The sequence below is a fragment of the Bradyrhizobium sp. I71 genome (assembly GCF_022354745.1).
GTDB lineage: Bacteria > Pseudomonadota > Alphaproteobacteria > Rhizobiales > Xanthobacteraceae > Bradyrhizobium > Bradyrhizobium liaoningense.
This window is the reverse complement of record NZ_CP059398.1, coordinates 5,187,816-5,212,436: the sequence shown is the minus strand read 5'-3', so window position 1 is coordinate 5,212,436 and position 24,621 is coordinate 5,187,816. Positions and strand designations below refer to the sequence as shown.

General features: G+C 59.1%; 17 protein-coding genes, 8 pseudogenes and 1 other annotated feature. Of the genes and pseudogenes, 11 read left to right on the top strand and 14 right to left on the bottom strand.

The features are described 5' to 3' along the window. Positions 1 to 120: 120 nt before the first annotated feature. From FJV43_RS25115 to FJV43_RS25105, 3 genes are all read right to left on the bottom strand, one after another. Positions 121 to 534 (bottom strand): hypothetical protein, encoded by a 414-nt coding sequence (locus FJV43_RS25115; protein ID WP_239621760.1) that lies wholly within the window; start codon positions 532 to 534, stop codon positions 121 to 123. Next, the gene (locus tag FJV43_RS25110; RefSeq protein WP_239621759.1) at positions 524 to 1,351 is read right to left on the bottom strand and encodes a hypothetical protein; all 828 of its coding nucleotides are present in this window, start codon (positions 1,349 to 1,351) and stop codon (positions 524 to 526) included. Before FJV43_RS25110 ends, FJV43_RS25115 begins: the two co-directional genes overlap by 11 nt. 964 nt (positions 1,352 to 2,315) lie before the next feature. Beyond that, the gene (locus FJV43_RS25105; protein WP_239621758.1) at positions 2,316 to 2,552 is read right to left on the bottom strand and encodes a helix-turn-helix transcriptional regulator; all 237 of its coding nucleotides are present in this window, start codon (positions 2,550 to 2,552) and stop codon (positions 2,316 to 2,318) included. Between the two features lie 345 nt (positions 2,553 to 2,897). On the opposite strand from FJV43_RS25105, the gene FJV43_RS25100 reads away from it, so the two are divergent. The 5 genes and pseudogenes from FJV43_RS25100 to FJV43_RS25075 all read left to right on the top strand — a co-directional run. Further along, positions 2,898 to 3,461, top strand: coding sequence for an ATP-dependent Clp protease proteolytic subunit (locus tag FJV43_RS25100; RefSeq protein ID WP_239629590.1), 564 nt, complete (start codon positions 2,898 to 2,900; stop codon positions 3,459 to 3,461). 46 nt (positions 3,462 to 3,507) lie between these two features. Further along, positions 3,508 to 4,017, top strand: a complete 510-nt coding sequence (locus tag FJV43_RS25095) for a hypothetical protein (RefSeq protein ID WP_239621757.1) — start codon at positions 3,508 to 3,510, stop codon at positions 4,015 to 4,017. A gap of 435 nt (positions 4,018 to 4,452) precedes the next feature. After that, a complete protein-coding gene (locus FJV43_RS25085; RefSeq protein ID WP_239621755.1) occupies positions 4,453 to 5,208 on the top strand; it encodes a YqaJ viral recombinase family protein in 756 nt (251 codons plus the stop codon). Further along, entirely contained in the window at positions 5,192 to 6,367 is a 1,176-nt protein-coding gene (locus FJV43_RS25080) for an ERF family protein (protein ID WP_239621754.1), read from the top strand. The genes FJV43_RS25085 and FJV43_RS25080 overlap by 17 nt, the downstream gene beginning before the upstream one ends. 485 nt (positions 6,368 to 6,852) lie before the next feature. Beyond that, a pseudogene (locus FJV43_RS25075) lies at positions 6,853 to 7,781 on the top strand (IS3 family transposase); the annotation flags it as partial. Continuing rightward, positions 7,137 to 7,253 (top strand) — a sequence feature (AL1L pseudoknot). Its footprint overlaps the pseudogene before it by 117 nt. Positions 7,782 to 7,827: 46 nt before the next feature. Here the strand turns inward: FJV43_RS25075 and FJV43_RS25070 are convergent. After that, positions 7,828 to 8,986: pseudogene (locus tag FJV43_RS25070) on the bottom strand (IS30 family transposase). On the opposite strand from FJV43_RS25070, the gene FJV43_RS25065 reads away from it, so the two are divergent. Next, a complete protein-coding gene (locus FJV43_RS25065) occupies positions 8,967 to 9,284 on the top strand; it encodes a hypothetical protein (RefSeq protein WP_239629839.1) in 318 nt (105 codons plus the stop codon). The pseudogene FJV43_RS25070 and the gene FJV43_RS25065 overlap by 20 nt on opposite strands. A gap of 461 nt (positions 9,285 to 9,745) precedes the next feature. Here the strand turns inward: FJV43_RS25065 and FJV43_RS25060 are convergent, their stop codons facing one another. The 4 genes and pseudogenes from FJV43_RS25060 to FJV43_RS25045 form a co-directional block, all read right to left on the bottom strand. Continuing rightward, positions 9,746 to 9,976 (bottom strand): hypothetical protein, encoded by a 231-nt coding sequence (locus FJV43_RS25060; RefSeq protein WP_239621753.1) that lies wholly within the window; start codon positions 9,974 to 9,976, stop codon positions 9,746 to 9,748. Positions 9,977 to 10,103: 127 nt separating this feature from the next. Continuing rightward, positions 10,104 to 11,572: pseudogene (locus FJV43_RS25055) on the bottom strand (IS66 family transposase). Positions 11,573 to 11,694: 122 nt separating this feature from the next. Further along, a pseudogene (gene tnpB / locus FJV43_RS25050) lies at positions 11,695 to 12,050 on the bottom strand (IS66 family insertion sequence element accessory protein TnpB). 247 nt (positions 12,051 to 12,297) lie between these two features. Then, positions 12,298 to 12,357, bottom strand: a pseudogene (locus FJV43_RS25045) (IS66 family insertion sequence element accessory protein TnpB); the annotation flags it as partial. Between the two features lie 750 nt (positions 12,358 to 13,107). Here FJV43_RS25045 and FJV43_RS25035 point away from each other — a divergent pair. Both FJV43_RS25035 and FJV43_RS25030 read left to right on the top strand, forming a co-directional pair. Next, a protein-coding gene (locus FJV43_RS25035; RefSeq protein ID WP_239621751.1) for an IS3 family transposase occupies positions 13,108 to 14,240 on the top strand; the annotation gives its coding sequence in 2 pieces (ribosomal slippage) (positions 13,108 to 13,363 and positions 13,363 to 14,240; 1,134 coding nt in all). Positions 14,241 to 14,314: 74 nt separating this feature from the next. Beyond that, positions 14,315 to 14,554 carry a hypothetical protein gene (locus FJV43_RS25030; protein WP_239621750.1) on the top strand — a complete coding sequence of 80 codons (240 nt, stop codon included), beginning with the start codon at positions 14,315 to 14,317 and terminating at the stop codon, positions 14,552 to 14,554. Positions 14,555 to 14,579: 25 nt separating this feature from the next. On the opposite strand, the gene FJV43_RS25025 is transcribed toward FJV43_RS25030, so the two are convergent. The 5 genes and pseudogenes from FJV43_RS25025 to FJV43_RS25005 form a co-directional block, all read right to left on the bottom strand. Then, positions 14,580 to 14,852 carry a hypothetical protein gene (locus FJV43_RS25025; protein ID WP_239621749.1) on the bottom strand — a complete coding sequence of 91 codons (273 nt, stop codon included), beginning with the start codon at positions 14,850 to 14,852 and terminating at the stop codon, positions 14,580 to 14,582. A 1,069-nt stretch (positions 14,853 to 15,921) separates the two neighbouring features. Then, a pseudogene (locus FJV43_RS25020) lies at positions 15,922 to 16,821 on the bottom strand (IS3 family transposase); the annotation flags it as partial. Continuing rightward, entirely contained in the window at positions 16,822 to 18,189 is a 1,368-nt protein-coding gene (locus tag FJV43_RS25015; RefSeq protein WP_239621748.1) for an IS110 family transposase, read from the bottom strand. 237 nt (positions 18,190 to 18,426) lie between these two features. Continuing rightward, positions 18,427 to 18,681: pseudogene (locus FJV43_RS25010) on the bottom strand (transposase); the annotation flags it as partial. Between the two features lie 79 nt (positions 18,682 to 18,760). Continuing rightward, positions 18,761 to 19,192 carry an NUDIX domain-containing protein gene (locus FJV43_RS25005; protein ID WP_239621747.1) on the bottom strand — a complete coding sequence of 144 codons (432 nt, stop codon included), beginning with the start codon at positions 19,190 to 19,192 and terminating at the stop codon, positions 18,761 to 18,763. 1,410 nt (positions 19,193 to 20,602) lie between these two features. Between FJV43_RS25005 and FJV43_RS25000 the strand changes: the two genes are divergently transcribed. Next, positions 20,603 to 20,794, top strand: coding sequence for a hypothetical protein (locus tag FJV43_RS25000; RefSeq protein WP_239621746.1), 192 nt, complete (start codon positions 20,603 to 20,605; stop codon positions 20,792 to 20,794). A 42-nt stretch (positions 20,795 to 20,836) separates the two neighbouring features. Here the strand turns inward: FJV43_RS25000 and FJV43_RS24995 are convergent, their stop codons facing one another. Further along, on the bottom strand, positions 20,837 to 21,202 hold the full coding sequence (locus FJV43_RS24995; protein WP_239621745.1) for a hypothetical protein: 366 nt from the start codon (positions 21,200 to 21,202) through the stop codon (positions 20,837 to 20,839). Positions 21,203 to 22,294: 1,092 nt separating this feature from the next. On the opposite strand from FJV43_RS24995, the pseudogene FJV43_RS24990 reads away from it, so the two are divergent. Both FJV43_RS24990 and FJV43_RS24985 read left to right on the top strand, forming a co-directional pair. Further along, positions 22,295 to 22,880 (top strand): annotated as a pseudogene (locus FJV43_RS24990) (transposase); the annotation flags it as partial. Positions 22,881 to 23,324: 444 nt separating this feature from the next. Beyond that, a complete protein-coding gene (locus FJV43_RS24985) occupies positions 23,325 to 24,437 on the top strand; it encodes a polysaccharide biosynthesis/export family protein (RefSeq protein ID WP_239621744.1) in 1,113 nt (370 codons plus the stop codon). Positions 24,438 to 24,621 lie beyond the last annotated feature (184 nt).

Below are 24,621 nucleotides of genomic sequence, written 5' to 3'. Positions count from 1 at the left end.
GCATTTCGGCTTGTTTCACCCGCCTCCGACTGGGATAACGCAACTCATCCTTCGCCAGAGCCTATGGGCGCGATAAAATTGGGTTCGTTTTGCCAATTTTGCGCTCGCCCTTGAACTGCATCATCTCCTCGCTTCCGCGCTGTGAAGTAGACCGGCCGCTCGACGGCGTTGCCGATAGGCTCGACGTTCATAGCGCTCCAATGCCGCCAGGCGCCGCACCTCTTCGTGAGATGGAGATTGCAGATCCAGCTTTGCGATTAGCCCGCTCCGAACAGCTGCAACCCTCTGCAACTGGCATTGGGCTTGCGCCATTTCGAGCGCCGCGAGCATTTGCGCATGACTCGCGACCTCGGGCATCAGAAATTCCATGAACTCAAACGCCAGCGAGTCTGCCGGCGTATCCGCAGTCGCAGGAATAGACAGACCATGGCGCAAGGCATTGCGGCTTGACTTGAGACGCCCGGCCAAGGTCTTCGGCCCTGTGCTTCGTTTAGCATTCTCTCGGTTCGCCTTGATCTGCTTTTCAGTGGCCATGATTACGGATGTCTCGCTCACCGACAATTTTGGCTTTAGCCTCTTGGCAAGAGCCTAACCGGTCCAGATTGTGCTGACCTCCGTCCAGATCCACCTCCGCCTTCACCCCCCGGCAAGACCGGGACTGGCTCATGGGATGAAGATCGACTTCCTCGTTCATAGTCGCTGTGAGCTTTCTGGAAGCGCCAGCTTCACCACGATGATGCACGTCAAAATCCACGTTGCCTGTTGTTTCGCCCCTTTGGCAAGACCCGTGGGGACTCGGATGGTGCGAATTTGCATCGCCACATGTTTCTGATTTCACCCCTTGGGAAGACCGGCGCCGCCTCATTTCCTTTTGCAGCTTTCGGCGCGTGCATTCGCGTGACGATACCATCCCCTCAAGCATTTTGATGGCATCGCTGTTGTTCTGCGCTGAGCGGGCGAGCACCTCTGCTTCCCCGATTTTATAGGTCGCGAGCTGAGATCGCACTTCTTCCCTTTCTTGCTTACTCGCGCTGAAATAATTATTCGCCTCGCGCGCGGCCATATTAACCGACTTCAATCGACCGTCACCCGGGATTATCTCAGTCACAAACTGCTCCACTGCAGTTCGCTGACCTGCCCATATAACGGCGTTGGTGGCACGTCGATAAACACGCTCTTCCCAGAGCTTTGTGACAAGGTCGTTGATTTCGATCCAATCCAAGAAGCTCGCGGGCTGGTGCTCATCGATGGCCGCGGAGACCATGTTCCAATAGAGCTTGGGGTCTTCACCCTCGAGCAGAACCGGCTCGACGAACAATCCAACGATATGATCTGGGATCTTGGCGGCCAACACGTGCGCAGCCCTATTCTGCGCTTCGACTGGTACTCTCATTGTTACTCCGACTACGCGGCCCGTCGGATCAGACGATACTATGATTCGCGTATTTCCGAACCGCTGATGCGCGATTTAAAATTTCTGCGTTAATTCTGATTAAGGACCAAGTCAGCTGGCCTGCTGAAAGGCAGATGGTGGCTTATAAGAGATTGATGCGGGCACTTGAGTCAATACTATGGAAGGGACAATGCGATACGCGGGCGCGCTGGCTTAGGAACGCTTTTGTGATCTAAGCATTTGGGAGCCATGATGCTCGATGCCGCGAACGCACTCAATCTCTGGGCATACAGCGAGACATTAAGCAGGCCGAGAATTAAGGAGGTCGAGAATGGGTATGTCGCGCGTCCGGGCACCGAAGTCGATCGAGCCGAAATAAAGATCCCGGCGGCAAATGGAAGCTCCGTCGCAGCGTGGCGATCGTGCCTTTAGCCGGTTACTTGGCCCGGCGCGCATGCGCTGACGGCGATTAAAGGCTGATGTCCAGAGAACAACCTGCATCTCGCCTGCCGTATCGACGATGCTCTCCCAAGCGGCGGCGTCCTATCAGGCATTTCAACCTGGTGCAAATGGCAATTGGCGTATTGAAGCGGCCGTTGCGGCACTTCCGACCATCGACACTTCGTGAACTAAGGCTGATTGACGGGGCCTTCGCGAAGGCGGATCGACGAAGTTGGGTTGCAAGGAGTTCAGGTCCCGCAACAACGATGTCGCCGTCTCGCCTGCGCCTAGTTCGGCATCGTCGATCTGCACACAGGTTGATGCTGATAGCAGCACGGGACTACAGCGTGCGTCCTGATCACGTTAAGATTTGGAAGGCTAGATCCCGGCGCATGCCGGCGTGTCGTAGATCTTCGAGTTAGCAACCGATGTGCCGCAGGTGGGTGAAGCGTAGTTCTGCGCGATCAAGGAAGACCGCGTATCAACTACGGCCTTTCTTTTGAGGAACGAGCAACTGATCAGGCGTCGTCTTCAACGCACGAGCCAAGCGAGCTAGGACAACGATGGTACAATTGCGAGTGCCACGCTCTACTTGACTAACGTAAGTCCTGTCTAACCCGGCCTCTAAAGCTAAAGTCTCTTGGGACAATCCCAGCCTTTGGCGCGCTCTCCGCACCGCCAACGCGACTACTGCGATGATACCTGTTTCATCTTCCATGCCTCAACAAGGCCAATGTGACGACTCTGAGTCTACGGACTATGAATCTCATTTTTGTTGCGGCCTTGATGACTATCGTCTACAATTCCCTCCTTACCAGCAAGGAACGAGGGAATGCCCAGCACTGTTTCTGTCTCGCCCGCATCTCAAGAAGGTCATTCTCCACGAACGAGTTTCGTTTCTTCCCACGAATTGGTCAGTTCCTCCGGAACGCGGCTCAACGCCGGGAGGAGTAGACGACGCGCACAGGAGAGCAGGCTGGAATGTGCTCCGCCTCCGAACTCGATACGCTTCTTTCGACGTCGTGCGGGCCTGTCCCTTGAGAAAGTCGGCAAATTGATCGGGGTGACCCGTGAAACTATTCGGCGCCTGGAAGAGCGCGACACCTGGCTCGATGCAGAACGCGCGTTTGAAATAGGCTTGATCCTCGGCGTCCCGAAGGAAGCTCTGGGATTCAGCTATGCGCAAGATGCCTACGGATGGGCAGCAAGGGTGCTTCCTGTCGTCGGATCTATCGGTGACGGCGATGAAGTGATGTTCGAGCAGACTAGTCGCTGCCGCGCGGGCGCCGCTCACCTTCCTGCTGGTTCGGTCGCACTGGAAATAAGACACGGCAAGATGCGGGGCTGGCTGCTGGTCTATAATGAAAGAAGCTTGGAGCCGATGACTGCCGATGTTTTAAGCCGACAAGGCGCTAACGAGTACTTCATCTCGCATATCACCGACGGAACAACTTGGTGGAGACACATTTCGCCGGCCGCCGAACAAAGGCTTTTCCACCTTACCTCGCGCCATCTTGATGCAATCCACGACGTTCAAATCGAATGGGTCGCCAAGATCGTCGCTATCCAAACAGCGTCATTCGAACTTCCAACGCGCGAACAGCTCAGCGACGTTGGCAGTCAATGAAACGCCATCGAACTTTCTAATAAGCCCATCAGGAGTGATGCTTAGCATGACCAACAGTGAAAGCAGGCCGCCCGGGCTCAGGGTTGTGAGCGAAAACGCTGCTCGCGACATAGAGATCCTACATGCAAAACAGCAAGCAATGAGCCATTTGGCCGATCTTGCTGCAGCCGTGCTTAGAACGATAGCTGGAAGCGGATCGGCTGCACCTATCATGCCAATCGTTTTCAGGTTGATCAGTGCTCAGCGGAAGCTCGAGTCCCTAAGCGGGTCCTTTCTTGCGGCTGACGACGAAAAGCAAGCGCTTGGGCTTCCAGACGTAGATCTACATCGAGGGGAAGCGGATTCGCAGTATCGTGAATTTGAGTATGCAGTAGGCATGGAGAAGATCGTAAATGGAGCGCTTCGCCGAGCGGCGCACCAACTGCTGAAAGAGCGCGAGCACTTCGGCGGAAAGTATTCGACGCTAACAATCGAAGACGGAATCAAGCTCATCGTCAGGGCGACCGCGCCTTCGGAAACGCGAAAGCAGAAAAGACGTAAACCAATTGTCTTGTAAAGATCGGGTTGTTTGCAACCGATCGTATTGTCCAAACACTATGTGATTTGGTCTGCTCCACGCCGGACAAGACCAGCGAGTGGGCAGGAAATATGGCGATGTTCTAGCGGACCGGCTTACGCAATCGAACTCCCGCGCCTCCACCATTCTCGTCGATAAACTCCACGCCAGCCTCCTCGAGCGCCTTTCTTATGGCGCGGTCGTTGGCGGCCGTCAGGGCGGTCGCGCCTTCCGCAATCTCTGCTCTTCGGACGGTATTCGCCCCTAAAGCAGAAGATCGCGCCAATTCTTCCGCACTCCACCTCAGAAGGGCTCGGGCTGCGCGAATTTGAGCCGCAAGAAGTGGTGGGAGATCGTTCTTGACATTTTTTACCATATGGGTTAATTTATATCATCTGATATATTTTTATCATACCTCTCGACATGGAGGATCAGATGGATACGCGAGTCCACAAGAAATTGCACCCCAATCGCCGCATTTGCATTGGCGGATCCGATGCCCGAATCATCATGGGAGACGATCAAGACAAGCTAGTCAGACTCTGGCGCGAGAAGCGCGGCGAAGCCCTGCCCGTCGACCTGACCAACGACTTTATGATCCAACTTGGCAGCATCACTCAGGAGCTCAACCGGACCTGGTACGAACGCACGAGCGGCCACACAGTCGGTGACGTGCACCGAAAGGTCAGGCATCCAGTCCACAAGTGGATGGGGGCAACTTTGGATGGTCGCGTTCAGCAGACAGGCGCATTGTACGAAGCCAAGTTCATGCTGCCCTGGAATTTCTCCGGAAAAACCGCCGCAGACGAATTTATGGCCCAGCTTCAACACAACATGTGGGTTGTCGCGGCCTGCTCGGCTGTGCTGTCGATCATCACCGGTGGCGGAAAATGGGCGGAGATCACGGTTCATGCGGACCCGCTGTACCAGCACCTTCTCCTGACAGCAGAAAAGAAGTTCTGGCGCTGCGTGCAGACCGGGGAGCCACCCATCCTATTCAATATCGAGACCCCACGGCCAAGGTTGGAAGCCGTCAAGGTCATCGACATTTCGAGCTCCAATGGATGGGCGCAGCTGGCGGCCACCCATCTCCGCACGCAAGATGCAGATCATGAGCACGTAAGCGCGCAGGCCGACTTGAAGAAGGTCGAAGCAAAATCCGCGGAGGCGCCCCGTGCATCAGTCCAGTGAGCGCATTGGAGCCATCGCGGCGGCTCTTGCAAGAGCCCAGGCTGAAATCACAAACCCTCAGAAGACCCTGACAGCGGTGATCCGCTCGCCGTTTCCTCGGGAGGATGACCGCGCCTTCCGCAATGCTTCTCTAGCTTCGGGTCTAGACATCGTCCGCAAGACCCTCAGCCAGCACGAGATTGCGACCCTTCAGACCACACGCATCGAGCCCACGACCGGCCAGATCCACCTCACCACCTTGCTTGCCCACGCCTCGGGAGAGTGGATTTCCTCAGACCTTCCGGTTTGCGCCAGCAAGGAAGTCGAAGCACCACACCGTATGGGAGCGGCGCTGACCTATGTCCGCCGCTATGCTCTATTTGCGTTGGTCGGGATCTCTAGCGAAGACGATCTCGATGCTCCCGACGTCACCACGGGCCCCCCGGCCGCGGCCGAGCCGCCCGTCCAGCCTGGCGGGCGAGGCGAGCCTTCCCAGGATATCCTAAATCGACCGCTCGTCCTTCCGCCTGAACACTCCCCCGAGCTTCCGTATCGGCTTCTCGGCGAGCTGGGTTATCAAAAAGGCACTGAGGGGCTGCCTGCCTGGGCCAAAGAATGCCCGCCTCTCAAGAACACCCTACAGGATGCGGGCGCCCGCATTCTGGAGAACGCCTATCAGACGAGATTAGAGCGATCCGCCAATCTTACCGATCATTACGGCGCAGGGCCCTCTCCCATGCCGGCCGCTCCATCTGCAATCAACCACCGGCCCTTGGCGGCATCCAGCGGGGGCGGCCTACCACGAGCTCGCCTCGGGCCGGACCATGCCGGCCTCGCGTTTCCAAAGGACCCTCCGCGACACCGAAGCAAGGAGCACCTTGCTTTTGTCCGCAGCCAGGGTTGCCTTGTTTGTCAGAAGACGCCTGCCGACGCCCATCATCTCAAGTTCGCCCAGCCACGAACATTGGGGCGAAAAGTCAGCGACGAATTCACGGTGCCCCTTTGCCGGTCGCACCATCAATCGCTTCATCGAAACGGCGATGAGCGAGCCTGGTGGACAAACCTGCAGATTGCTCCGCTACCGATTGCCAAGGAGCTGTGGGAGGGCAGTCCCGTGCATATGAAGGACCAAACGCTTCAATCTGTTGCCCGCCTGCAGCGACCATCGGAGGTGCAATAGCAAAAAATGCTTCTATCGATCGGCGCCTCAACAGTTGGTCGGCGGGTTTACCGCCGCCGTTGTCATGGCTCCGCTCCACAGACGTTGTTGCTTGATGTCGACTGTATGGGGACCCCAGTGCGAGTACAGCCTTTAAATCTTGGCGTCGGTGCAAGCGAGGCGAGATGAATTGCGAAACTACGAAATCTCATTGAACGATGACGTAGCGGTTTGACATGCAGGCCCGGCCCAGTAGCATCGGGATGCGCAACTCCCAGTTTCGCCCGAAGGTCGCGGGCCCGGGATTCCCCAGAGCCGCAAGGGTCGGCAGCCGAGGCGTTACGGAACAGCCTTCTCCTCAAGGACCTGGCAACGAACCGATGATCAAAGTCTGAGCAATCATCCGCACGCCGACCGGCGACAAAGCGGAGCAGGATCTCACACTTCTCGTCGCTCTGAACCGCCCCGGGTTTGCCGGAGGCTCCAACTCCTGAGAGGATGGAGCCATGACAAGCAAGACGACGAACAGGTTTTCACGCGAGGTCCGGGCCCGTGCGGTTCGGATGGTTCTGGATCACGCCAGCGAGCACCCGTCGCGCTGGGCGGCGGTGACCTCGATTGCCACCAAGATCGGCGGCACGCCGCAGACGCTGCATGACTGGGTCAAGAAGGCGGAAGTCGACAACGGGCAGCGGGCCGGCGTCCCGACCGAGATGGCCGAGAAGCTGAGGGCCCTGGAACGGGAGAACCGTGAGCTTCGGCAGGCCGACGAGATCCTGCGCAAGGCAAGCGCCTATTTTGCGATGGCGGAGCTCGACCGCCGGTCCAAGCCATGATCGCCTTCATCGACGATCATCGTGGGGCGCACGGGGTCGAGCCAATTTGCAAGGTCTTGCCGATCGCCCCCTCGACCTACCACGCCCATGTCGCCAGGCGGCGCGATCCCGCCAGGCTGTCGGAGCGCGCCAGGCAGGACGCTGCCCTGAAGATCGAGGTTCGGCGCGTGTTCGATCAGAACTTCTCCGTCTATGGCGTGCGCAAGGTCTGGCGACAGCTCAAGCGCGAAGGCTTCGATGTGGCCCGTTGCGCGGTGTCGCGGCTGATGCGGGACATGGGTTTGCAAGGGGTCATCCGCGGCAAGCCCGTCAAGACCACGATCAGCGACAAGGCGGCGTCGTGCCCGCTGGATCACGTCAACCGTCAGTTCAAAGCAGCCAAGCCCAACGTGCTTTGGCTCTCCGACTTCACCTATGTAGCGACCTGGACCGGCTTCGTCTACGCCGCCTTTGTCATCGACGCCTATGCCCGCAGGATCGTGGGCTGGCGGGCCGCGCGCACGGCGCATGCAGGCTTCGTGCTCGATGCGCTGGAGCAGGCCCTACACGATCGACGGCCGGTCCATCGCGGCGGGCTCGTGCACCACAGCGACAGGGGCAGCCGAGGCGGATTCAAACGGTCGTCGCAATACCGATTGTTTTCACTCATGACAGTAATTCGTCAAGCGCTTCTGCCGGCGTTTTCCAGCCCATTCTCTTTCTGGGTCGGGCATTGAGGGCCGCTGCTACAGTGGATATCTCGTCGGCGCTGTGGATGCTCAGGTCTGTGCCTTTCGGAAAGTATTGCCGCAACAACCCGTTGGTGTTCTCGTTAGTGCCGCGCTGCCAAGGGCTTTGCGGATCGCAGAAGTAGACTTGGATGCCCGCATCGATCTTGAGGCGGTCGTGCTGAGCCGGCTCCTTGATCCCAAGTCAGCGTGCGACGTAGTTCTTCGGGCAAATTGGTGATGGTGCGCGAGAGCGCGTCACGCACGGCTTCCGCCCCGTGTCCCGCAAGCGCAGGTCCGTTCTTCTTGCGCGGAGATGCGTCATGCCCCGCTAACCGGGGAAGGTGCAATAGCATTGCGAAGCGCGTCGTGCGTTCGACCAACGTGCCGATCGCCGAACTGCCAAGACCGAGGATGAGGTCTCCCTCCCAATGTCCCGGCACGGCTCGATCGGCCGCTTCAGCCGGGCGCTCACTGATCGTGATCTCCGGCGAGACAAAGCCCTTGCCGCGCCTGCGTACGCGCCCCCTGGGCACGCGCAACACGCGTCCGGTTCGCAAGCAGGCCGTCAGTTCGCTGCGCAGTACACCGCGGCCCCGAATGAAGAGAGCCTGATAGATGGCTTCGTGGCTGATGCGCATCGTCTTGTCGTCCGGGAAGTCGATCGGCAAGCGTCGGGCAAGCTGCTCAGGGCTCCATGCTTTGGCCCATCGTCGATCCTTTCGCCGGCCATGCCGGCGGCCGTTCCACCGAACGGGGGCCAGCAATACAACCTCCGCTCGGGGCTACGACCCTGCCGGCAAGTCTCTCCTCCACATAAGTGCGCAAGGCTGCGTTGGGCGCAAGCTTGGTCCGGCTTGGGCCGGCGGGCAGATCGGTCTGCATGCCATTGGGCAGTTGTTGCCTGATAATCCAACCCGCCGCCGCGGGTGGCCGCGTTCCGCCGCAATTCACGGGGAGACCGTCGAAGCAGCCCGTCCCAAGCGGCGCCCAATCTCCCGTATGGAATGGCCCTGCACCTTTAAAAGGGCGATTTCCTCGCGTTTAGCCAACGAAAGGTAGCGCCCGGAGAGAGGCTTGACCGAAGATCTGGACATCGCTGGTGGCATGCCGCCCGCCTTTCGGAACAATCTGCTTCCGACAGGTTGCGATAATCCGGCCTCAAACGCAGCATCTTCGCTGCTCTGCCCTGTGGCAATCGCCCTCCAAAATCTATTCTGTTCATCGCGTCCGGCCGCAGACGGCCGGCCTGGCGATGGCAATGGCGCTCGTCCTGACCGCGCCGAACGTCGACTTAAACAGCATACAAACTCGGTCGGCCTGAAGGCCCTTGTCTGGGACAAGGTCCTTTTCGCTCAGGCGATTGCGAAGCTCCAACACCGGCTATACGGTTAAGGTCTAGACCAGCATGGAAGGGGGCATGAAAATAGTCACCGCGGCCTTGATTGGGATGTTCGCACCGCGCTTTGCATGCACAGGATCAGAACCGGAAGAGCCTGATCAGAAGGCCGACAATTGCGCCTGCTCAATCCGCGTCGAAGACAACCGGCCCCATACAATGACCGATATTCTCTGCTCCGCTGCAATCCGCCGCTTGACGAGATCGCTTCCGACATCAGGCGCGGCGACCCACGGTGCGATCGATACGAGGATTGACAGGTTTCATTCCTCATAGGGTTAACTATGTACCTCATGGGGAAGCCCACCACTGAGGCGGAAATGGATCGAGCCAATCCATGTTGTTGTCGTTCCCAGGCAGTTGCAATTGCGGGTTCACCTCTTCGCTCGGGAGCATCGCGATGAGGGCTCCATCCGTCTTCGGTGACACGGACGGAACCGGAGTTTTCCTGCTGGGGTCACTCATCAGTGGTGCTGCGGCCGCTCAGTCGATCGGCTAGTATAAAAAATAGAATGAAGCAAAGCATTTTGAGCCAGCCGGTGACATTGCAAAGGGCGCAATCGTCGTCTTGCTGGATGAGGATAGTTTGTTCACTCTCGCTTCGGCAACCACACTGCGACTCTGTGTGGGGCAAAGCCTTGTCTGAGCAGCTTCGGACAAAAGAGAGCCCGGTATCGAGAATAGTCATTTCGACCTCCCGCCGCACCCACTGAAGTTTATCTTATTCCCGCGATCCGTCGCTGACTTGCGGTTTCTCAACTCTTGAGCGCAGCGCAGCATGATGGCATTGGGGCGCTGGAACGTAAGCGTCGTTCTCAGGCCACGGCTTTGAGGGATTGCGCGCGATAGGCCCAGGGCAGCAGCTGATCGATCTCGCTATTCGGATGACCCTTGACGATCCTGGTAAGAGCGTCGGTAGCAGGCAAGCGGATCGACGTCGTTCAGCTTACAGGTTTCGACCAGAGAGGCGATGATGGCCCAGTGCTGGGCGCCGCCGTCGGAGCCTGCGAACAGCGCATTCTTCCGGTTCAGCGTAATCGGGCGGATGGATCGCTCGACGGCGTTGTTGTCGAGCTCGATGCGGCCATCATCGATGAAGCACGTCAGCCCCTCCCAGCGTGAGAGCGCATAACGGACGGCATCGGCCAGCTTGCCCTTTTGACTGATCAGCGCCAGCTTGGCGCGGAGCCACCGCTCGAAGGCTTCCGCCAGCGGCCGGCTTTTCTGTTGTCGAACAAGACGACGCTCCTCCGCGCTGCGGCCGCGGATGTCTTTCTCGATGGCATAGAGCTCGGCAATATGCTTAAGCGCCTCGCTCGCAATGGGCGCGGGACCGGGGGTGGCCAGTTCGTAGAAGTTACGCCGCATGTGCGACCAGCAGAATGCAAGCTGAACATTGCCACGGTCGGCGAGCCTGCCTTAGCCAGCATAGCCGTCAACCTGGAGGATCCCCTTGAAGCCTGCCAGATGGGCGATTGGTCGGTCGGCTTTGCGATCGGGGGCATAGACGTAGGCGACGCCCGGCGGATCGACGCCGCCCCATGGCCGATCGTCCGCCGTATAGGCCCAGAGCTGACCGGTCTTGGTGCGCCCACGGCCGGGATCGAGCACCGGCATCGTCGTCTCGTCGGCGAACAGCTTTGGCCGTTGCCTGAGCTTGCCGAGGAGGCGCTCATGCAGGGGACGAAGATGGAAGGCTGCCTGTCCTACCCAGTCCGCCAACGTCGAACGATCGAGCTCAATGCCCTGGCGGGCGTAAATCTGCGCCTGCCGGTAGAGCGGCAGGTGATCGGCATATTTGGAGACCAGGACCTGGGCGACCGTGGCTTCGGTAGGCAACCCGCCCTCGATCAGCCTGGCCGGGGCCGCCGCCTGCATGACGCCGTCCTCGCAAGCCCGGCAGGCGTATTTGGGACGCCGGGTGACAAGAATCCGGAACTGCGCCGGGACCAGGTCCAGCCGCTCGCTTCTTTCCTCGCCAATCCGATGCAACTCGCCCTGGCAACAGGGGCAGAACTTATGGTCGATATCGACGACGACCTCGATCCGCGGCAGGTGCGCCGGCAGGGCACCACGGTTGCCGCGGCGCTTGCGACCCCGCGCCTCAGGGTGCGCTGACGTCATGCGCTGTCTCGCTGTACGCGGCGACCTGCTCGACGTCTTCCAGGCCCAGCAACATCTGATCTTCGGGCAACGTCTCTGCCCGCCGGCCAAACCGATGCCGTTGCAATTCCTTGATGATCTGACGCAGCCGCTCGCTCTCGCATCGCTCGGCGAGCAGCATCGCTTTTAGCGTCTCGGGATCGTCAGGCAGGGCTTCGTTCACACCCAATTCAGAGCATATTCGCCGTCATCTGGCGACGCGCTCGACGCCCCTGATTCACTTCGCCGCGGCGCTGCCAACAACTATCCGGCTTGCGTTGGCGCCGGCGTCTCCCGTACCTCGTGGACACGCCGCCAGTCGAGCCCTTCCAACAGTGCCGACAATTGCGCCGCCGACAGACGCATTACGCCGTCCTCGATTTTTGGCCAGCGGAAGATCCCATCCTCGAGCCGTTTGGCGAACAGGCACAGACCCGTTCCGTCCCAGAACACCAGTTTGATCCGGTCAGCCCGCTTGGCCCGGAACACATAGACAGCACCCGAGAATGGTCAGCCCCCATGCTCTCGCGCACCAAGGTCGCAAGCCCCTCCATTCCCTTGCGGAAGTCTACCGGCTTGGTCGCCCCCATCACCCGGACCGCACCCGACGGACCGATCACCGGCTCGCCTCAGCGCCTGGACGATCGACGCGATCATCGTTGGGTCCGCACCACGACCGGCCCGGATCGTGATGCCGTTGACTTCGATCTCGATGATCCCGCTATCTGCCTTGCGCACCACTTTGCGCTCCGGGCGAGCAGCGGGCGCCGGCACCACGGCGTCCACCAACGCCGGCACAAACTGAACTTCGTCCTCTTCGGAATGACCGCCTGCCGCTTCTCGCAATTGGCGGCGCCAACCAAACAATTGCTGAGGCGACAATCCATGCCGTCGGGCCACCGAACACACCGAGTCGCCATTCGCCACGATCTCCGCGACGATCCGTGCATTGTCCTCGTCGCTCCACTTCCGCCGACGACCGGCTCCAGTGAAGACTTCAAGCCGCCGTACCGGCTCCGTGATAAGCAGTATGCACTGTGTCCATTCTAAGCCTAACGGTCGAAACCGATCCGCAGACTCGCAGATCACACCGTCATCCGGTAGGTGGCCGCTGAACAGCGCCTACGCTGGAACTCTTGATAGGTGCATTTCTCAAGATAGCGGGTTCGCGAGTAAAACGTGTAGCTTCTAGTCGCCTCGGGAGCTTTTCGGTGATGACTTCATCTGCGCGTGCTTTCTTCGCTCCCAGCGCATCAGCATTTGACCGAGCTCGCCCTGCGGCTGAACTTTGTTATTTCGGTTCGCTGGAGGAGCACTTAGCCGGTTGGGTTGAGTGTAAGGGGCCCATACTCGGGCTTCGGCTCGGCGCCGACGAGATACGATATCTCTGGTCAGATAACCGGCCGCAAAGGATGCCGACACCATTGCCAACAAGACGCAAACTGCTAGCACGCAAGCAACCTCGATGATCGGCGTGGCAGACTTGCGGGCGAAGGTTAGCCGCTTTCTATTCCGCCAACTTGACAACCCTCAAAATGCTCGACCCGCGATGATACTTTTCTTTGAAAGCCTTGCTAGACCGGCTCGCAGGACGTCAATGGGAAATGAGCTGGCTCCAGGACGATAAGTGGAATTTCTGCCTGACAACGGCGATAGTCGCCGTGAACAGGAGAACCCATGAGCAGACGACCCCGCCGGAACCACTCACCGGCCTTCAAGGCGAAGGTTGCTCTGGCCGCCGTCAAGGGCGATCGGACGATAGCCGAACTGGCCGAACATTTCGATGTTCACCCCAATCAGATCACGGCCTGGAAATCGCAGCTTGAGGGCAGCGCTTCCGAGGTTTTCGGATCTGGAAGTGTGACGCCCGCCGCGCCGGCCGTCGACGTGAAGTCGCTGCACGCCAAGATCGGCGAACTGACGCTGGAGAACGATTTTTTAGAAGGCGCGCTCACCAAGGCGGGATTGCTGAGCGCAAAGCGATGATCGACCGCGAGCACGATTTGTCGATCACGAAGCAAGCGGAAGTCTTGCAGATCAGCCGTGGCAGTGTCTATTACCTGCCGCGCCCGGTGTCGGATGCCGATCCCGCGATCATGCGGCGTCTCGATCGGCTGCATCTGGAGTTTCCTTTCGCCGGTTCGCGGATGCTGAGAGGCCTGCTGGCTGCCGATGGGTGCAAGAGCGGCCGCCGGCATGTCAAAACCCTGATGCGGCGGATGGGGATAGAAGCGCTCTATCGCCGTCCCCGGACCACGAAGCCGGAGCCCGGCCACAAGATCTATCCGTACCTGCTGCGCGGCATGGAGATCACGCGTCCGAACCAGGTCTGGGCGATGGACATCACTTACATCCCGATGGCGCGCGGCTTCGTGTACCTCGCTGTCGTGCTCGATTTGGCTACCCGACGAGTATTGTCGTGGCGGTTGTCGATCACGATGGAAGCGGCCTTCTGCGTCGAGACCCTGGAGGATGCCTTGGCGCGGCACGGCCGGCCTGACGTCTTCAATACCAACCAGGGTTCGCAGTTCACCGGTGCGGCCTTCACCGCCGTGCTCGCCGGCCACGGCATCGCCATCAGCATGGACGGCAAAGGGGCTTGGCGGGACAACGTGTTCGTCGAGCGGCTGTGGCGCAGCGTCAAGTACGAGGAGGTGTATCTGCGGGCGTACGAGACCGTCAGCGAGGCGCGCGACTCGATTGGCCGATATCTCGACTTCTACAATCGCCGCCGTCCCCATTCGAGCCTTGACGGCAGCACACCGGATCAAGCTTACTTCACCCCGCTGCCGCTCCGCTTGGCAGCCTAACCCGGCAGAGGCTCCACTTATCAACGCGGAGGTTCTGTTCAGACAGCCGGGACCAGCTCAAAAGGCAGCTTCCAATGGGAAAAGCAGCTTCCAATGAACTGCGGAAAATCAGAGCGCTGTTCTTCGTATATTTGAGCGCTGGGAGCGCCCTGATAGCGATGGCAATGTTGGCCGCACCATTCTTCCTTCAATCCATGCAGACGTTGACAATGAAGGCAGTGATTCTGGCGGGCTGCCCAGCCTTGTTGCTTTCAATCCTGTCATGGTTTTGGCATTTGCAGGCGTTGCAAATTGTGTCTGAGGTTGAAGACTGAGCTGTTGAGACCTCAGTTCGCTGCCTCAGGGCTTCGCAGGTCCGCCTACGATGGTCTGAGACGCGCCGTCCCAAGGACGCTTACCATTGACATCGCGGTCCCAGGCCCGAGGGCCGTTCTTTTCTTTCGCTTCGTCTGCCTTTTCCTTCGCGCGATCAGCTTTAATCTGATCGCGAGAGGACAGGCCGTTCGCGCTGGTCTCAGGAGCCGGCGTCTGAGCGGCGGCCGCGGTGAAAGACAAAAGGGTGAGCAGCATGATGGTGAGGGGATGTTTCATCCCTGCCAGTAGCACCTTCAAGGGCGCGTGTCCGATTTTACTTGTCCGCTCCGTTGCTCCCGCTCGCTGCCTTCAGCGAAAGCAGACCAGCGCTCGTATCGAAGGCAGCCACTAGCGCCACTGGCGGGGCGTTGGTGGCCGGAGCCGCTGCGAGCGACGAAATGACAGCGAGACCCGAACGCAATTTCCGCTACACCAGGGCTCTTCAGGCGACCCCGGCCCCGAGCCAACCGTTCCAATCGGAAGACCGTTGGACGCGTGGCCCGCGCCTGCATTGCGGAGCGCCTGGTCCTTTGGCGAGCAGGATGCGGACACGACTTCGGCTTTGGCCGAAACGTTCAGGACAGCAACATAAAGGGCTGAAAAGCCAATAACTGTTTTTGCCCACATAGAGAAGATCTATGTGAGATTGGCACAGCCCGAGTTGACGCATCTCAACTTCGACGATCCTTCGGGCCCACGATGCTCTCTGTAAATGGAACGGCTGCTTGTCGGCTTTATCCACTCCCTTCAAGCGGAGCCAGTTCGCATCGTCGATCGTCTACCTCCGCCATTTCCTAGTTTTGAGATTTCGTCGCGCGTCTGTGCCGTTCTGAATCAACCGTGCCTCCTGGCGCCAACATCGCCATCGCCCCGCTGATTCCGCGCTGATTCCCTTCTTGTAAATCGGCGCGTCCTTTGACCCCCAATCGGCGCCCAAGGCTGACCCCACCCCATGCATCGTAAGTGTCTCGACTCATTCTCGATTCTGCCGCCGCACTGGGGTCCGTTGGAAGCCGAAAGGGGTCAATATTCGGAGCCGAAACACAATCTGGGGCCGGGCGGGCGGATTCCGGACTGAGCCATCCGGACCGACTCAATCCCTGCCGCCAGATAGCTCCTTTGGTCTCCCAAGGAGCCGCTGAACTTGGCGTATGTCAAAGCCACTTAAGATGCGAACCGGTCTCATCGCTGCATCAGTCGTCCCGCGTGCCTTGGAGGCGCTACCCACCCAAGCCACGCCATGTAAGCTGCTTCATAGATAACGCCTGCAGCCAATCCGCAGTATATTGTGCGAAATTGAGCTGCTGCCGGTTTGATGGACACCGGGTTAAGCTAATCCCACCTTGCGCTCGAACTCAACCGGGCTGAGATAGCCGATGGTCGAGTGCCTGCGGGTCGTGTTGTAAAACCTCTCGATGTAGTCGAACACATCGGCTCGCGCCTCGTCTCTGGTGCTGTAGATTTTGTTGGCGGTGCGTTCGGTCTTGAGCGAGGAGAAGAAGCTCTCCATCGCCGCATTGTCCCAGACGTTGCCGGAACGGCTCATGCTGCAGACGATGCCATGGTCGGCCATCAGGCTCTGGAACTGCTCGCTTGTGTATTGGCTGCCCTGATCCGAGTGGTGCAACAGCGCATCCGGCTTACCCCGCCGCCAGACGGCCATCAGCAGCGCATCGGTCACCAACTGAGCCGTCATGCCGGCGTTCATCGACCAACCCACCACCCGGCGCGAGAACAGGTCGATCACCGCCGCCACATAGAGCCATCCCTCGGCTGTCCAGAGATAAGTGAAGTCAGCGATCCACTTCTGGTTCGGCCGTTCGGCCGCAAACTGTCGGTCCAGCAGGTTCGTCGGCATCGTCTCCAGCTGCCGATCACCGCTGTCCTTCGGCAAGCGCCGCCGGCGCGGCCGTGCCCGCAGGCCCTGTAGGCGCATCAGTCGTTCGATCTGGTGCAGGCCACAGTCCACCCCGTCGGCAAGCAGATCACGCCACACCCGGCGCGCACCATAGGTGCGGTCGCTGGCCATGAAGCTGGCCTTGACCTTGCCACCGAGCTCTTCGTCGCTGCGGGATCTGGCGCTGGGAGAGCGGTTCAGCCAGGCATGGAAGCCCGACCGCGACACCCCCAACGCATCGCATAGCCATGCCACCGGCCAGATCGCCCGGTGCTTCGCGATGAAGCCGAACTTCATGTCGCTTCCTTCGCGAAGTAGGCAGCGGCCTTCCTAAGAAACAGCCGGATTGGCGTCCCCCGGAATGGCCTGCAACAGGAAGCCTAGCGATTTGGCCCTCCGCTGAAGGTTGGCGACGACGCGGCTGCGATATTGTTGCTCATATTGGGTGGCACCCGGATCCCTGTAGCTCATGCCGTACCGGAGCGTGTTGTAGAATAAAACCGCAATCTTGCGGGCGGTCGCCGTTACGGCCTTCGACTTACCTGCCCGTGAGGACAGCCGACGATAGAATGCTCCCAGCGCTGTATCACTTCGACCGACCGTTGTGGCCGCCAACCGCAACAGCGCGGCTGCCCGACTGGAGGATCGTCGCGTACGCGAAGACAGCACTTTGCCGCCGGAGATCTTGTTGCCCGGTGCGAGGCAGAGCCAGGAGGTGAAGTGCTTGGCGGTCGGCCATGCCCTCAGATCTGTGCCGCACTCGCCGATGAGCTTCAAGGCGAGCGACGGACCCAACCCATGGATCTCGGTTAGATCGACGCCGAGCACACCATACAGCGCGGTCCTGACATCGAACGTGGGTGTGTTGACCTGCTTGGTCTTTACGCGTGGCCTGGGTAACTTTCTGCCCGGTTTTGTCCCTCTGTTGCCCAACGCAGCGATCAAGACTTCGAGCTTGCGATCGCAGTCCAGCATCTTCGCCTGGTAGACGTCGTAGAGTTCCAGCGATTGGGTCAGGGCGAAGACATGTTCATGTCGGTTGTTGCCCACCAGTGCGGCGCGGATCGTCTCTATGGAAGAATGGCAGCGTGCATCCCGGTAGGTCGCCAACACGTCGGGATTGCGTTCGCCCGCAACAATAGCTCGGATGATCCGCATGCCAGTCGCACCCGTGATATCCGAGACCACGTGATGGAGCTGCAGGTTCATCTCCATCAGGGCCTTCTGCATATGCTGGATATGGGCAGCGGCATATTCCACCAACCGCTCCCGCTGGCGCAAATAGGCGCGCAGGGTTGCAATCTCGGCATCAGGTCTGAAGCTGCCGCGTAACAGGCCATAGGAATGAAGCTGGCGCAACCATGCCGCATCGCTGACATCGCTTTTGCGCCCGGGCACGTTCTTTGCGTAGCGAGCGTTGACCAGAATGACCTCAAACCCGCGCTGCTCCAGAATCTCGTACACCGGGATCCAATAGACCCCGGTGGATTCCATCGCGACACTCGTCACGCCGCAGGCCTTAAACCAGTCTGCCAGATGATGCAGGTCTTCTGTGAATGTGCCGAACGTGCGCACCGGCATATCAGTGCAGGCTGGGTTCACCGCAGCCATGTGCATCTTTGATCCGATGTCGATGGCGGCCGCGCCGACATTGACCGGCTTCAGCTCCGGGCGGTCACCAGTCGTCCTCTTGGGCATAAGCGGGTCCTCCATTTAATGATGGGCAGGAGGGTCTGGGTTATGCCAATCGTCATCTTCCTAATCGGGATCGCCGCCGGAGCAGCGTCACCACTCCCAAGTCCGCATGCACCCATGGACCACGTTTTTTAACGGGGATTCTGCCTCCAATAAGCTGACGGCCGCTACCCTCCCAGCCAAGAAGATAGCACAAGGCTGTTTCTACCCCGCGCAGGCGCGCCACAACGCTGGACAGTTTTTTAGGATGTCCCGCTCCGCCTTCTGCTTGGCGACCTCGCGCCGCAGCCGCTCGATTTCCAATTGCTCAGGCTTCATCTGCCCGTGGCCGGGGAAAGCCTGCACAGGGTCGGAGCCGAACTCCTTCACCCATTTGCGCAGCACGTTCTCATGGACGCCCAGGTCGCGGCCGGCTTGCGCCACCGACACCCCGCGTTCCCTGACCAGCTTGACCGCCTCAATCTTGAACTCGCGACTGAACTTCCGTCTCTGCATCGCTCACCTCCGGCTTCATGAAACACCTAATCTTGGTGTCCATCAAACCGGCAGCAGCTCATCTGCTGTCCGCTCGGCTTCATGTGGGTGCTGTCCAGCCCCAAAGTCGAGCTAAGACAAAGTCGGCGACCGGCATGAGTTCTGATCTATGTGCATGGAGGTCTTCCGGTCTTATAACCAGAAGAGAGCCTTCTGTTACGATGATGTCGGCGTGTGATACGTCTCTAATGATGAACACGTCGCCTTTGATCGTTCCTCCCGGAATATCCGGATCGCTTCCATCCAGGTGCAGGAAGTGCTCGAGCTGTTCCGGTTCGAAGTCATAGGTCAGTTCTTCGCGAAGTTCACGTCTCGTGCAGGCCAAGTATGTTGCGTCCTCAGGCTCGCGGTGCCCGCCGAACAATGAGATCTTCCCGGGGTGAAGTATGTGTGGGAAGAGATCGCGTCGTTGTAGAAGCAGAGCTCCGTCGGCATCAAAAATGACGGCTACGCCAATTTCTCTGTGACCCACGTTTTCTCTCCCGGTTGACGCTCCGAGAGATAATATTAGCGGCGAGCTGCCGCTCTCGATAGTACCAGGCCCGCTTGTTCGGGTTCGCCTGTCCACTCCCTTCAAGGAGGTGGGTTCTCTGGTAGTCCGGGTCCTCCAGGAGAACGCTCAGCTTTCCACCACTTAGGACGTCTGCTTAGCATAGCTCGCATATCGGTCCATCTGATTGGCTAAACGAAGCCAACTGTTGGCCATATCTCTGAGCATCCTGCTTTCGGTGCCGTCCCGCGCGGCCTGCGACAAACGATGAAACTCTGCTGATTGCTCTCTGCAATATTTTGCGGTCTGCATGAATTACTCCGAAACTGAAGGACTTCCAGAAAAAGCTTCCGGGCACCGCCGGCAAAAAAAATCGATCGAAAAAGCGCTTTAATGAAACCTAGATCGCCCGCGAGTTCAAGCTCCACAAAGTGCAGGGTAGCAGCGGGTTTATTGCGGTGCAATGACAGCGCTTCGGCGCTTTAGCCGCCCACTCCCTCGGAGGTAACGGCTCGCTCCCTTCAGGGCGATGCCCACCAACCATCAGGAAATGGGGGCAGCAAAGCCCATTCGACTTGGTTGTCGTTTGCCGGTGGCCGAAATCGACCCTTCGTCTCCGCTTGGTGGAGCACAGAGATGAAACGAAGTGGGAGGATTTGAGGTTCATATCGGCCCGGAGCCCCTTTGCTTTGGTCGCTCAATAGTCCCCCGCATTCGCATCGAATAGTCGATGGAAATTCGAAAGAGCTCACCTCGTTCCCATCGGCCGGCTCTTCGGAAGCGGTCGTGACTTCCTAGCAACACGATGTGTTCCTAAGCCCGTCCACTCCCTTCAAGTCTCTGAACCAACTTCCGTCTACCTCGCTTTCCGTGGAGCACCCTGAACGACCGCATTCCCTCAGACGGAGAACGACCATAACGACGGAAGCTTCCGCCGCAGGCGCTGCTGCGCCTATCGAAACCCCGACCCAGCAGGAGGCCGCGCCCCGACACCGATCTCGAACGAGGCGCCGGCGGAAACGCCTACCGATGCGCCGAAGGAGGTGCCGTCGACGCGCGATGCCGCGGCGAAGATCGAGGCCCGCGAGGCGGTCAAAGTGATCCGGCCAAGGATCCCAACAAAGGAGCGGATCTCACGCGCGGTACCGACGGCAAGTTTGCGCCGAAGCATGGCAAGCCCACGGATCCGGCGGCGGACAAGCCAGTGCCGGGTGGAGAGCAGTAGGCCGCGGCCAAGCCGGAACGGCAAGTCGATCCTGCTGCGGCCAAACCCAGTGCCCAAGTTCCCCTGCGCCAGAAGCCAGGCGGACCGCCGCGCCCGAGCGGTTCTCCAACGACGCCAAGGCCGTCTGGGACACCGCTCCGGAGCCGGTCAAGGCTGAGGTGGACCGAATGCACCGCGAGATGATGCAGGGCATCGAGAAGTACCGCATCAGCGCCGAAAGCTTCGAGCAGATCAAGCGCTTCGGCGACATGGGGAAGGCCTCGGGCAGGCAGCTCGAGCACGTCGTCTACGCGCATGTGAACATGGAGAAGCGTTGCGGGGCCAACAGACCTCTCGGCCGAACGACCTCCTGCCCGTAAGATCGATCCGTTCAGACCGTCCTTGGAAGCCCGCTCTCATCTTCATGCTGGCCATACGATGGGTGCACAGAACAGGCCCCGCCGCTCAATTTCCGCGCGGAGTTGCTCGGCGCGCTGACGCGCCGCATCGCCGACCAATTGCGTGCCGCGCGATAAGTCTAGGTTCACCTCGTTCCGGATGCCTTCATACATACGCATCAGAAAATGGTCAGAAAGATCGCTATAATCATCCATGCAATCAACCCACGCTTTCAAAAAAGCAGCCAAGCGATCAGGCTCCAGCTTATCCAACCGATAGCGAAAATCGACACGACCATGGCTCCGCCGGCGATGCCGAAGGACAATATTGGCATCGGTCCGCACTGGACCATCGCTCTTGGAGATCGCTTGTTCGGTCCCATCAAGCATTTCGTCCCCGCCACGGGAGTTCCATACTGCATGGCTTCTTCAGCGGCAAAAGAGCAATGACATTAACCTCACTGGTCAACGTTAAGACGACCCCAGATCTGGCTCACCCTTAGACCCCTCAAGCCTCTGAGTTCGAGAGGGGGTCCTGCGACTTCGACGAAATCACGTACGCCCTCCGTCGCCCATCGCTGTGGGCCAGAGAAGTGACGCTGGTTCGCTGCAGGCTAAGCTTTCGGCTCAACTTTGGCGCCGGTCTGCAGGTGGAAAGGGCGGCGTTAGCTGGCCTTGGAATCGTTTAACTGGATCGTTAAATTCACCCGATTTTGTCTGACGGTGCTTCTACGAACGTCGTGGTTCTTCGGTTGGCAATACGGTGATCGAGTCAGCAATCGAGCTCGCGGTGATGATGGGAGACGAAGTCGTGGGTATAGCGAACCGAAGGAGTCGATAGCCTATGGAGACATGTCTGGTTCTGGACGGGCTATCGCATCAGCGAACCTCGCTTGCCGACGGTATCGCCGCGCTCGAGCGGTTAGCTGAATTTGGACCACGCGACTGGGCTCGCATCAGAGTCCAACAACTGCGGCTGCCGGACACGACAACGGTATGGCTCGTGGCCCTAAACTTTGAAATCACAATGCCTGCAAAGCGAACCGTCGTGCCGCTCTCTACCGCAACAGACTTTCGCTGCAGCGAATTGGGCGTTCTCTTGAAGGAACAGCCTCTTGAGCTTCTGCAAGATGCGATGGTCCAGTTTGATGGCAGCGTCACGTTGTCTAACGGTCGAAGGCTAATGGCCGTCTATCTCCGTCCGGCCAAACTTGCCTACGAGCTAACTACGCTCGAAGAACAAATCGTGCATGTCGCGCTCGCGAGACTCAAGGAAGGTGCAGAATACTATCGAAATCTGAGAGAATATCTACCAGATGATCTGAAGGCAGATTTTCCGCCTCAGATCATGCTCGACTATACGAAGCTTGCGCAAGATCCGCCCGATGCACGCGACTTTCCGAAGCTCAAGGTCATTCAAGCTGAGTACCAAGCGCTCGTTCCAGATGACGCGCCACCAAGCCTTAACCATCGCGACCGGGCGCCTATGTCTATGCGCCCGACCGCAAGACCGACCGACCGATCGCTCATCTGGCAGGCCACCCCCGGTCCTGCGCCCATTGCAAGCGAGGCGCTCAAGCATATCGCCGAGTTCTATGCCATCGAGAAGGACATCCGCGGCCGCAGCGCCGAGGAACGTCGTCTCGTTCGACAACAGAAAAGCTGACCGCTGGCGGAAGCCTTCGAGCTGTGGCTCCGCGCAAAGCTCCCGTTGATCAGCCAAAAGGGCAAGTTGGCAGACGCCATCCGCTATGCGCTCTCACGCTGGGATGGCCTGACGCGCTTCATCGATAATGGCCGTATCGAGCTCGACAATAACGCCGTCGAGCGCTCGATCCGTCCGATCACGTTGAACCGTAAAAATGCGCTGTTCGCAGGCTCCGACGGCGGCGCCGAACATTGGGCCATCATCGCCTCCCTGGTCGAAACCTGTAAGCCGAACGACGCCGATCCGCTCGCTTACCTGACCGATAGCCTCACCAGGATTGTCAACGGCCATCCAAACAGTGACATCGATCAGCTGCTTCCGTGGGCTTATTGCCGTCACGACATCAAAGCCGTGGCCTGAGAACGACGCTTACACCTGAGTGTGGCGGTCACAGGTCAATCTCGGCAGACCCGCGCTACCCCATCTCGGAGTAGGCGCGCTGAAGTCGGTCTTCGCATGCCGCTTGGTTGAAAGAGAGCTTCTTCTGCTCGATGAATCGATTCAGATATCAAGCGTGAAGATGCCAGGTGCGATCGATACGATGATCGTCAATAGAAATTGCTTGTTCGCAGATATTAGCCTGACGGTTCACTGGCTAAGGAAGCTTTGTAGTCGTCAACCCCTGCAACAAAATGTAACACGCAGAAGTGCCAAATAACCCTGCCGTCCAGTTTTTGCTGCTAGGCGTATTTTATCTTTGTACGCGAGCTCGCGCGACGACTTCAGGGAATTCGACTGCAAATGCGGTGCATGTTTTCAGTTGGACTCTTCGCGATGACGATTTTGTCCGCGGGGGGGTGCTCCATGATGCCCAGTTCGGGGCCCGAGGACCACCTCGTTAAAGGCCATACCACGCAAGCCGGACCGGACTACGGGCTCGTGAAGCTCACCCCGACAGTGCTCGACCTGTTGAAGGAATATGGGCCGGGCGCCATCTCTGCGGCATTCCCCGACCGGCGACCGGCGCCGAGCATTAAATTCGGGGTCGGCGACGTTGTGGCTGTGACGATCTTTGAAGCCGCGGCTGGAGGCTTGTTCATCCCGGCTGAGGCTGGCACCCGATCCGGCAATTTTGTGTCGTTGCCAAACCAGAATATCGACTCGGCTGGGTACATCTCGGTGCCCTATGCAGGAGCCGTCAAAGCTGCTGGACGGACGCCAAGTGAAATTCAGCAGGACATCGTAAAGACTCTCGCCGATAGGGCCATTGAGCCGCAGGTGGTGGTGTCTCTGGCGACGCAGAACACGTCATTGGTCAGCGTGCTCGGCGAAGTTAATACGCCAAGTCGTCTTGCCTCCAATGCAGCCGGCGAACGCATCCTTGACGTCATTTCCCGCGCCGGAGGTCCAAAGGGCCAAGGCTACGAGACTTGGGTGACGCTGGAACGCGCAGGCAAACGGGCCACGGTTCCGTTCGGCGCACTGGTCTATCAACCGGCCAACAATATTTGGGTGCATCCAGGAGACACCATTTATGTCTACCGCGAACCGCAGATTTTCCTCGCTTTCGGTGCCTCCGGATCACAAGGGCAGTTCACGTTCGACATGTGGAAAATCAATATGGCTCAGGCGATGGCCAAGGCAGGCGGATTGCTTGACACCCAGGCTGAGCCGGCCGGCGTCTATGTCTACCGGCGCGAACCACGCGAACTTGCAGAAAGGTTGGGTATCGACTGCTCCAAGTTCGTGGGGGCATTGGTACCGGTGGTCTATAATGTCGATTTCCGGGATCCGGGTGGGTTCTTTCTGGCAAGTAAGTTTGACATGCGGGACAAAGACGTGTTGTTCGCCGCGAACGCGGCTACTGTCGACACCGCAAAGTTCTTGGAATTCGTCCGTGTCGTGATTGGCACTGCCAACGACACGATAGTCGCCGCAGACAACGCCCAGACTTTAAAGATCGACTTGCGTCAGTGATTCTAGCGAGCTTGGTGGGCAAACCTGCAGATTGCTCCCTTACCGATTGCAAAGGAACTTTGGGAAGCGAGCCCCGCGCATGTGGCGGAAGGCGCGCAAAACGCCGCCCCCTGTTAGCCCCCCCGCCGGAGACGCCGCGGCAATGAAAGCGCAACTCAACCGGGTTCAGAGGCAAGCGGGCACC

Coding starts and splice junctions, on each gene's coding strand:
- FJV43_RS25115 (WP_239621760.1), bottom strand. CDS start 534: ATGGCCACTGAAAAGCAGATCAAGGCGAACCGAGAGAATGCTAAACGA.
- FJV43_RS25105 (WP_239621758.1), bottom strand. CDS start 2,552: ATGGAAGATGAAACAGGTATCATCGCAGTAGTCGCGTTGGCGGTGCGG.
- FJV43_RS25095 (WP_239621757.1), top strand. CDS start 3,508: ATGACCAACAGTGAAAGCAGGCCGCCCGGGCTCAGGGTTGTGAGCGAA.
- FJV43_RS25085 (WP_239621755.1), top strand. CDS start 4,453: ATGGATACGCGAGTCCACAAGAAATTGCACCCCAATCGCCGCATTTGC.
- FJV43_RS25060 (WP_239621753.1), bottom strand. CDS start 9,976: ATGACTATTCTCGATACCGGGCTCTCTTTTGTCCGAAGCTGCTCAGAC.
- FJV43_RS25030 (WP_239621750.1), top strand. CDS start 14,315: ATGGGAAAAGCAGCTTCCAATGAACTGCGGAAAATCAGAGCGCTGTTC.
- FJV43_RS25015 (WP_239621748.1), bottom strand. CDS start 18,189: ATGCCCAAGAGGACGACTGGTGACCGCCCGGAGCTGAAGCCGGTCAAT.
- FJV43_RS25000 (WP_239621746.1), top strand. CDS start 20,603: ATGCACCGCGAGATGATGCAGGGCATCGAGAAGTACCGCATCAGCGCC.
- FJV43_RS24995 (WP_239621745.1), bottom strand. CDS start 21,202: ATGCTTGATGGGACCGAACAAGCGATCTCCAAGAGCGATGGTCCAGTG.
- FJV43_RS24985 (WP_239621744.1), top strand. CDS start 23,325: ATGATGCCCAGTTCGGGGCCCGAGGACCACCTCGTTAAAGGCCATACC.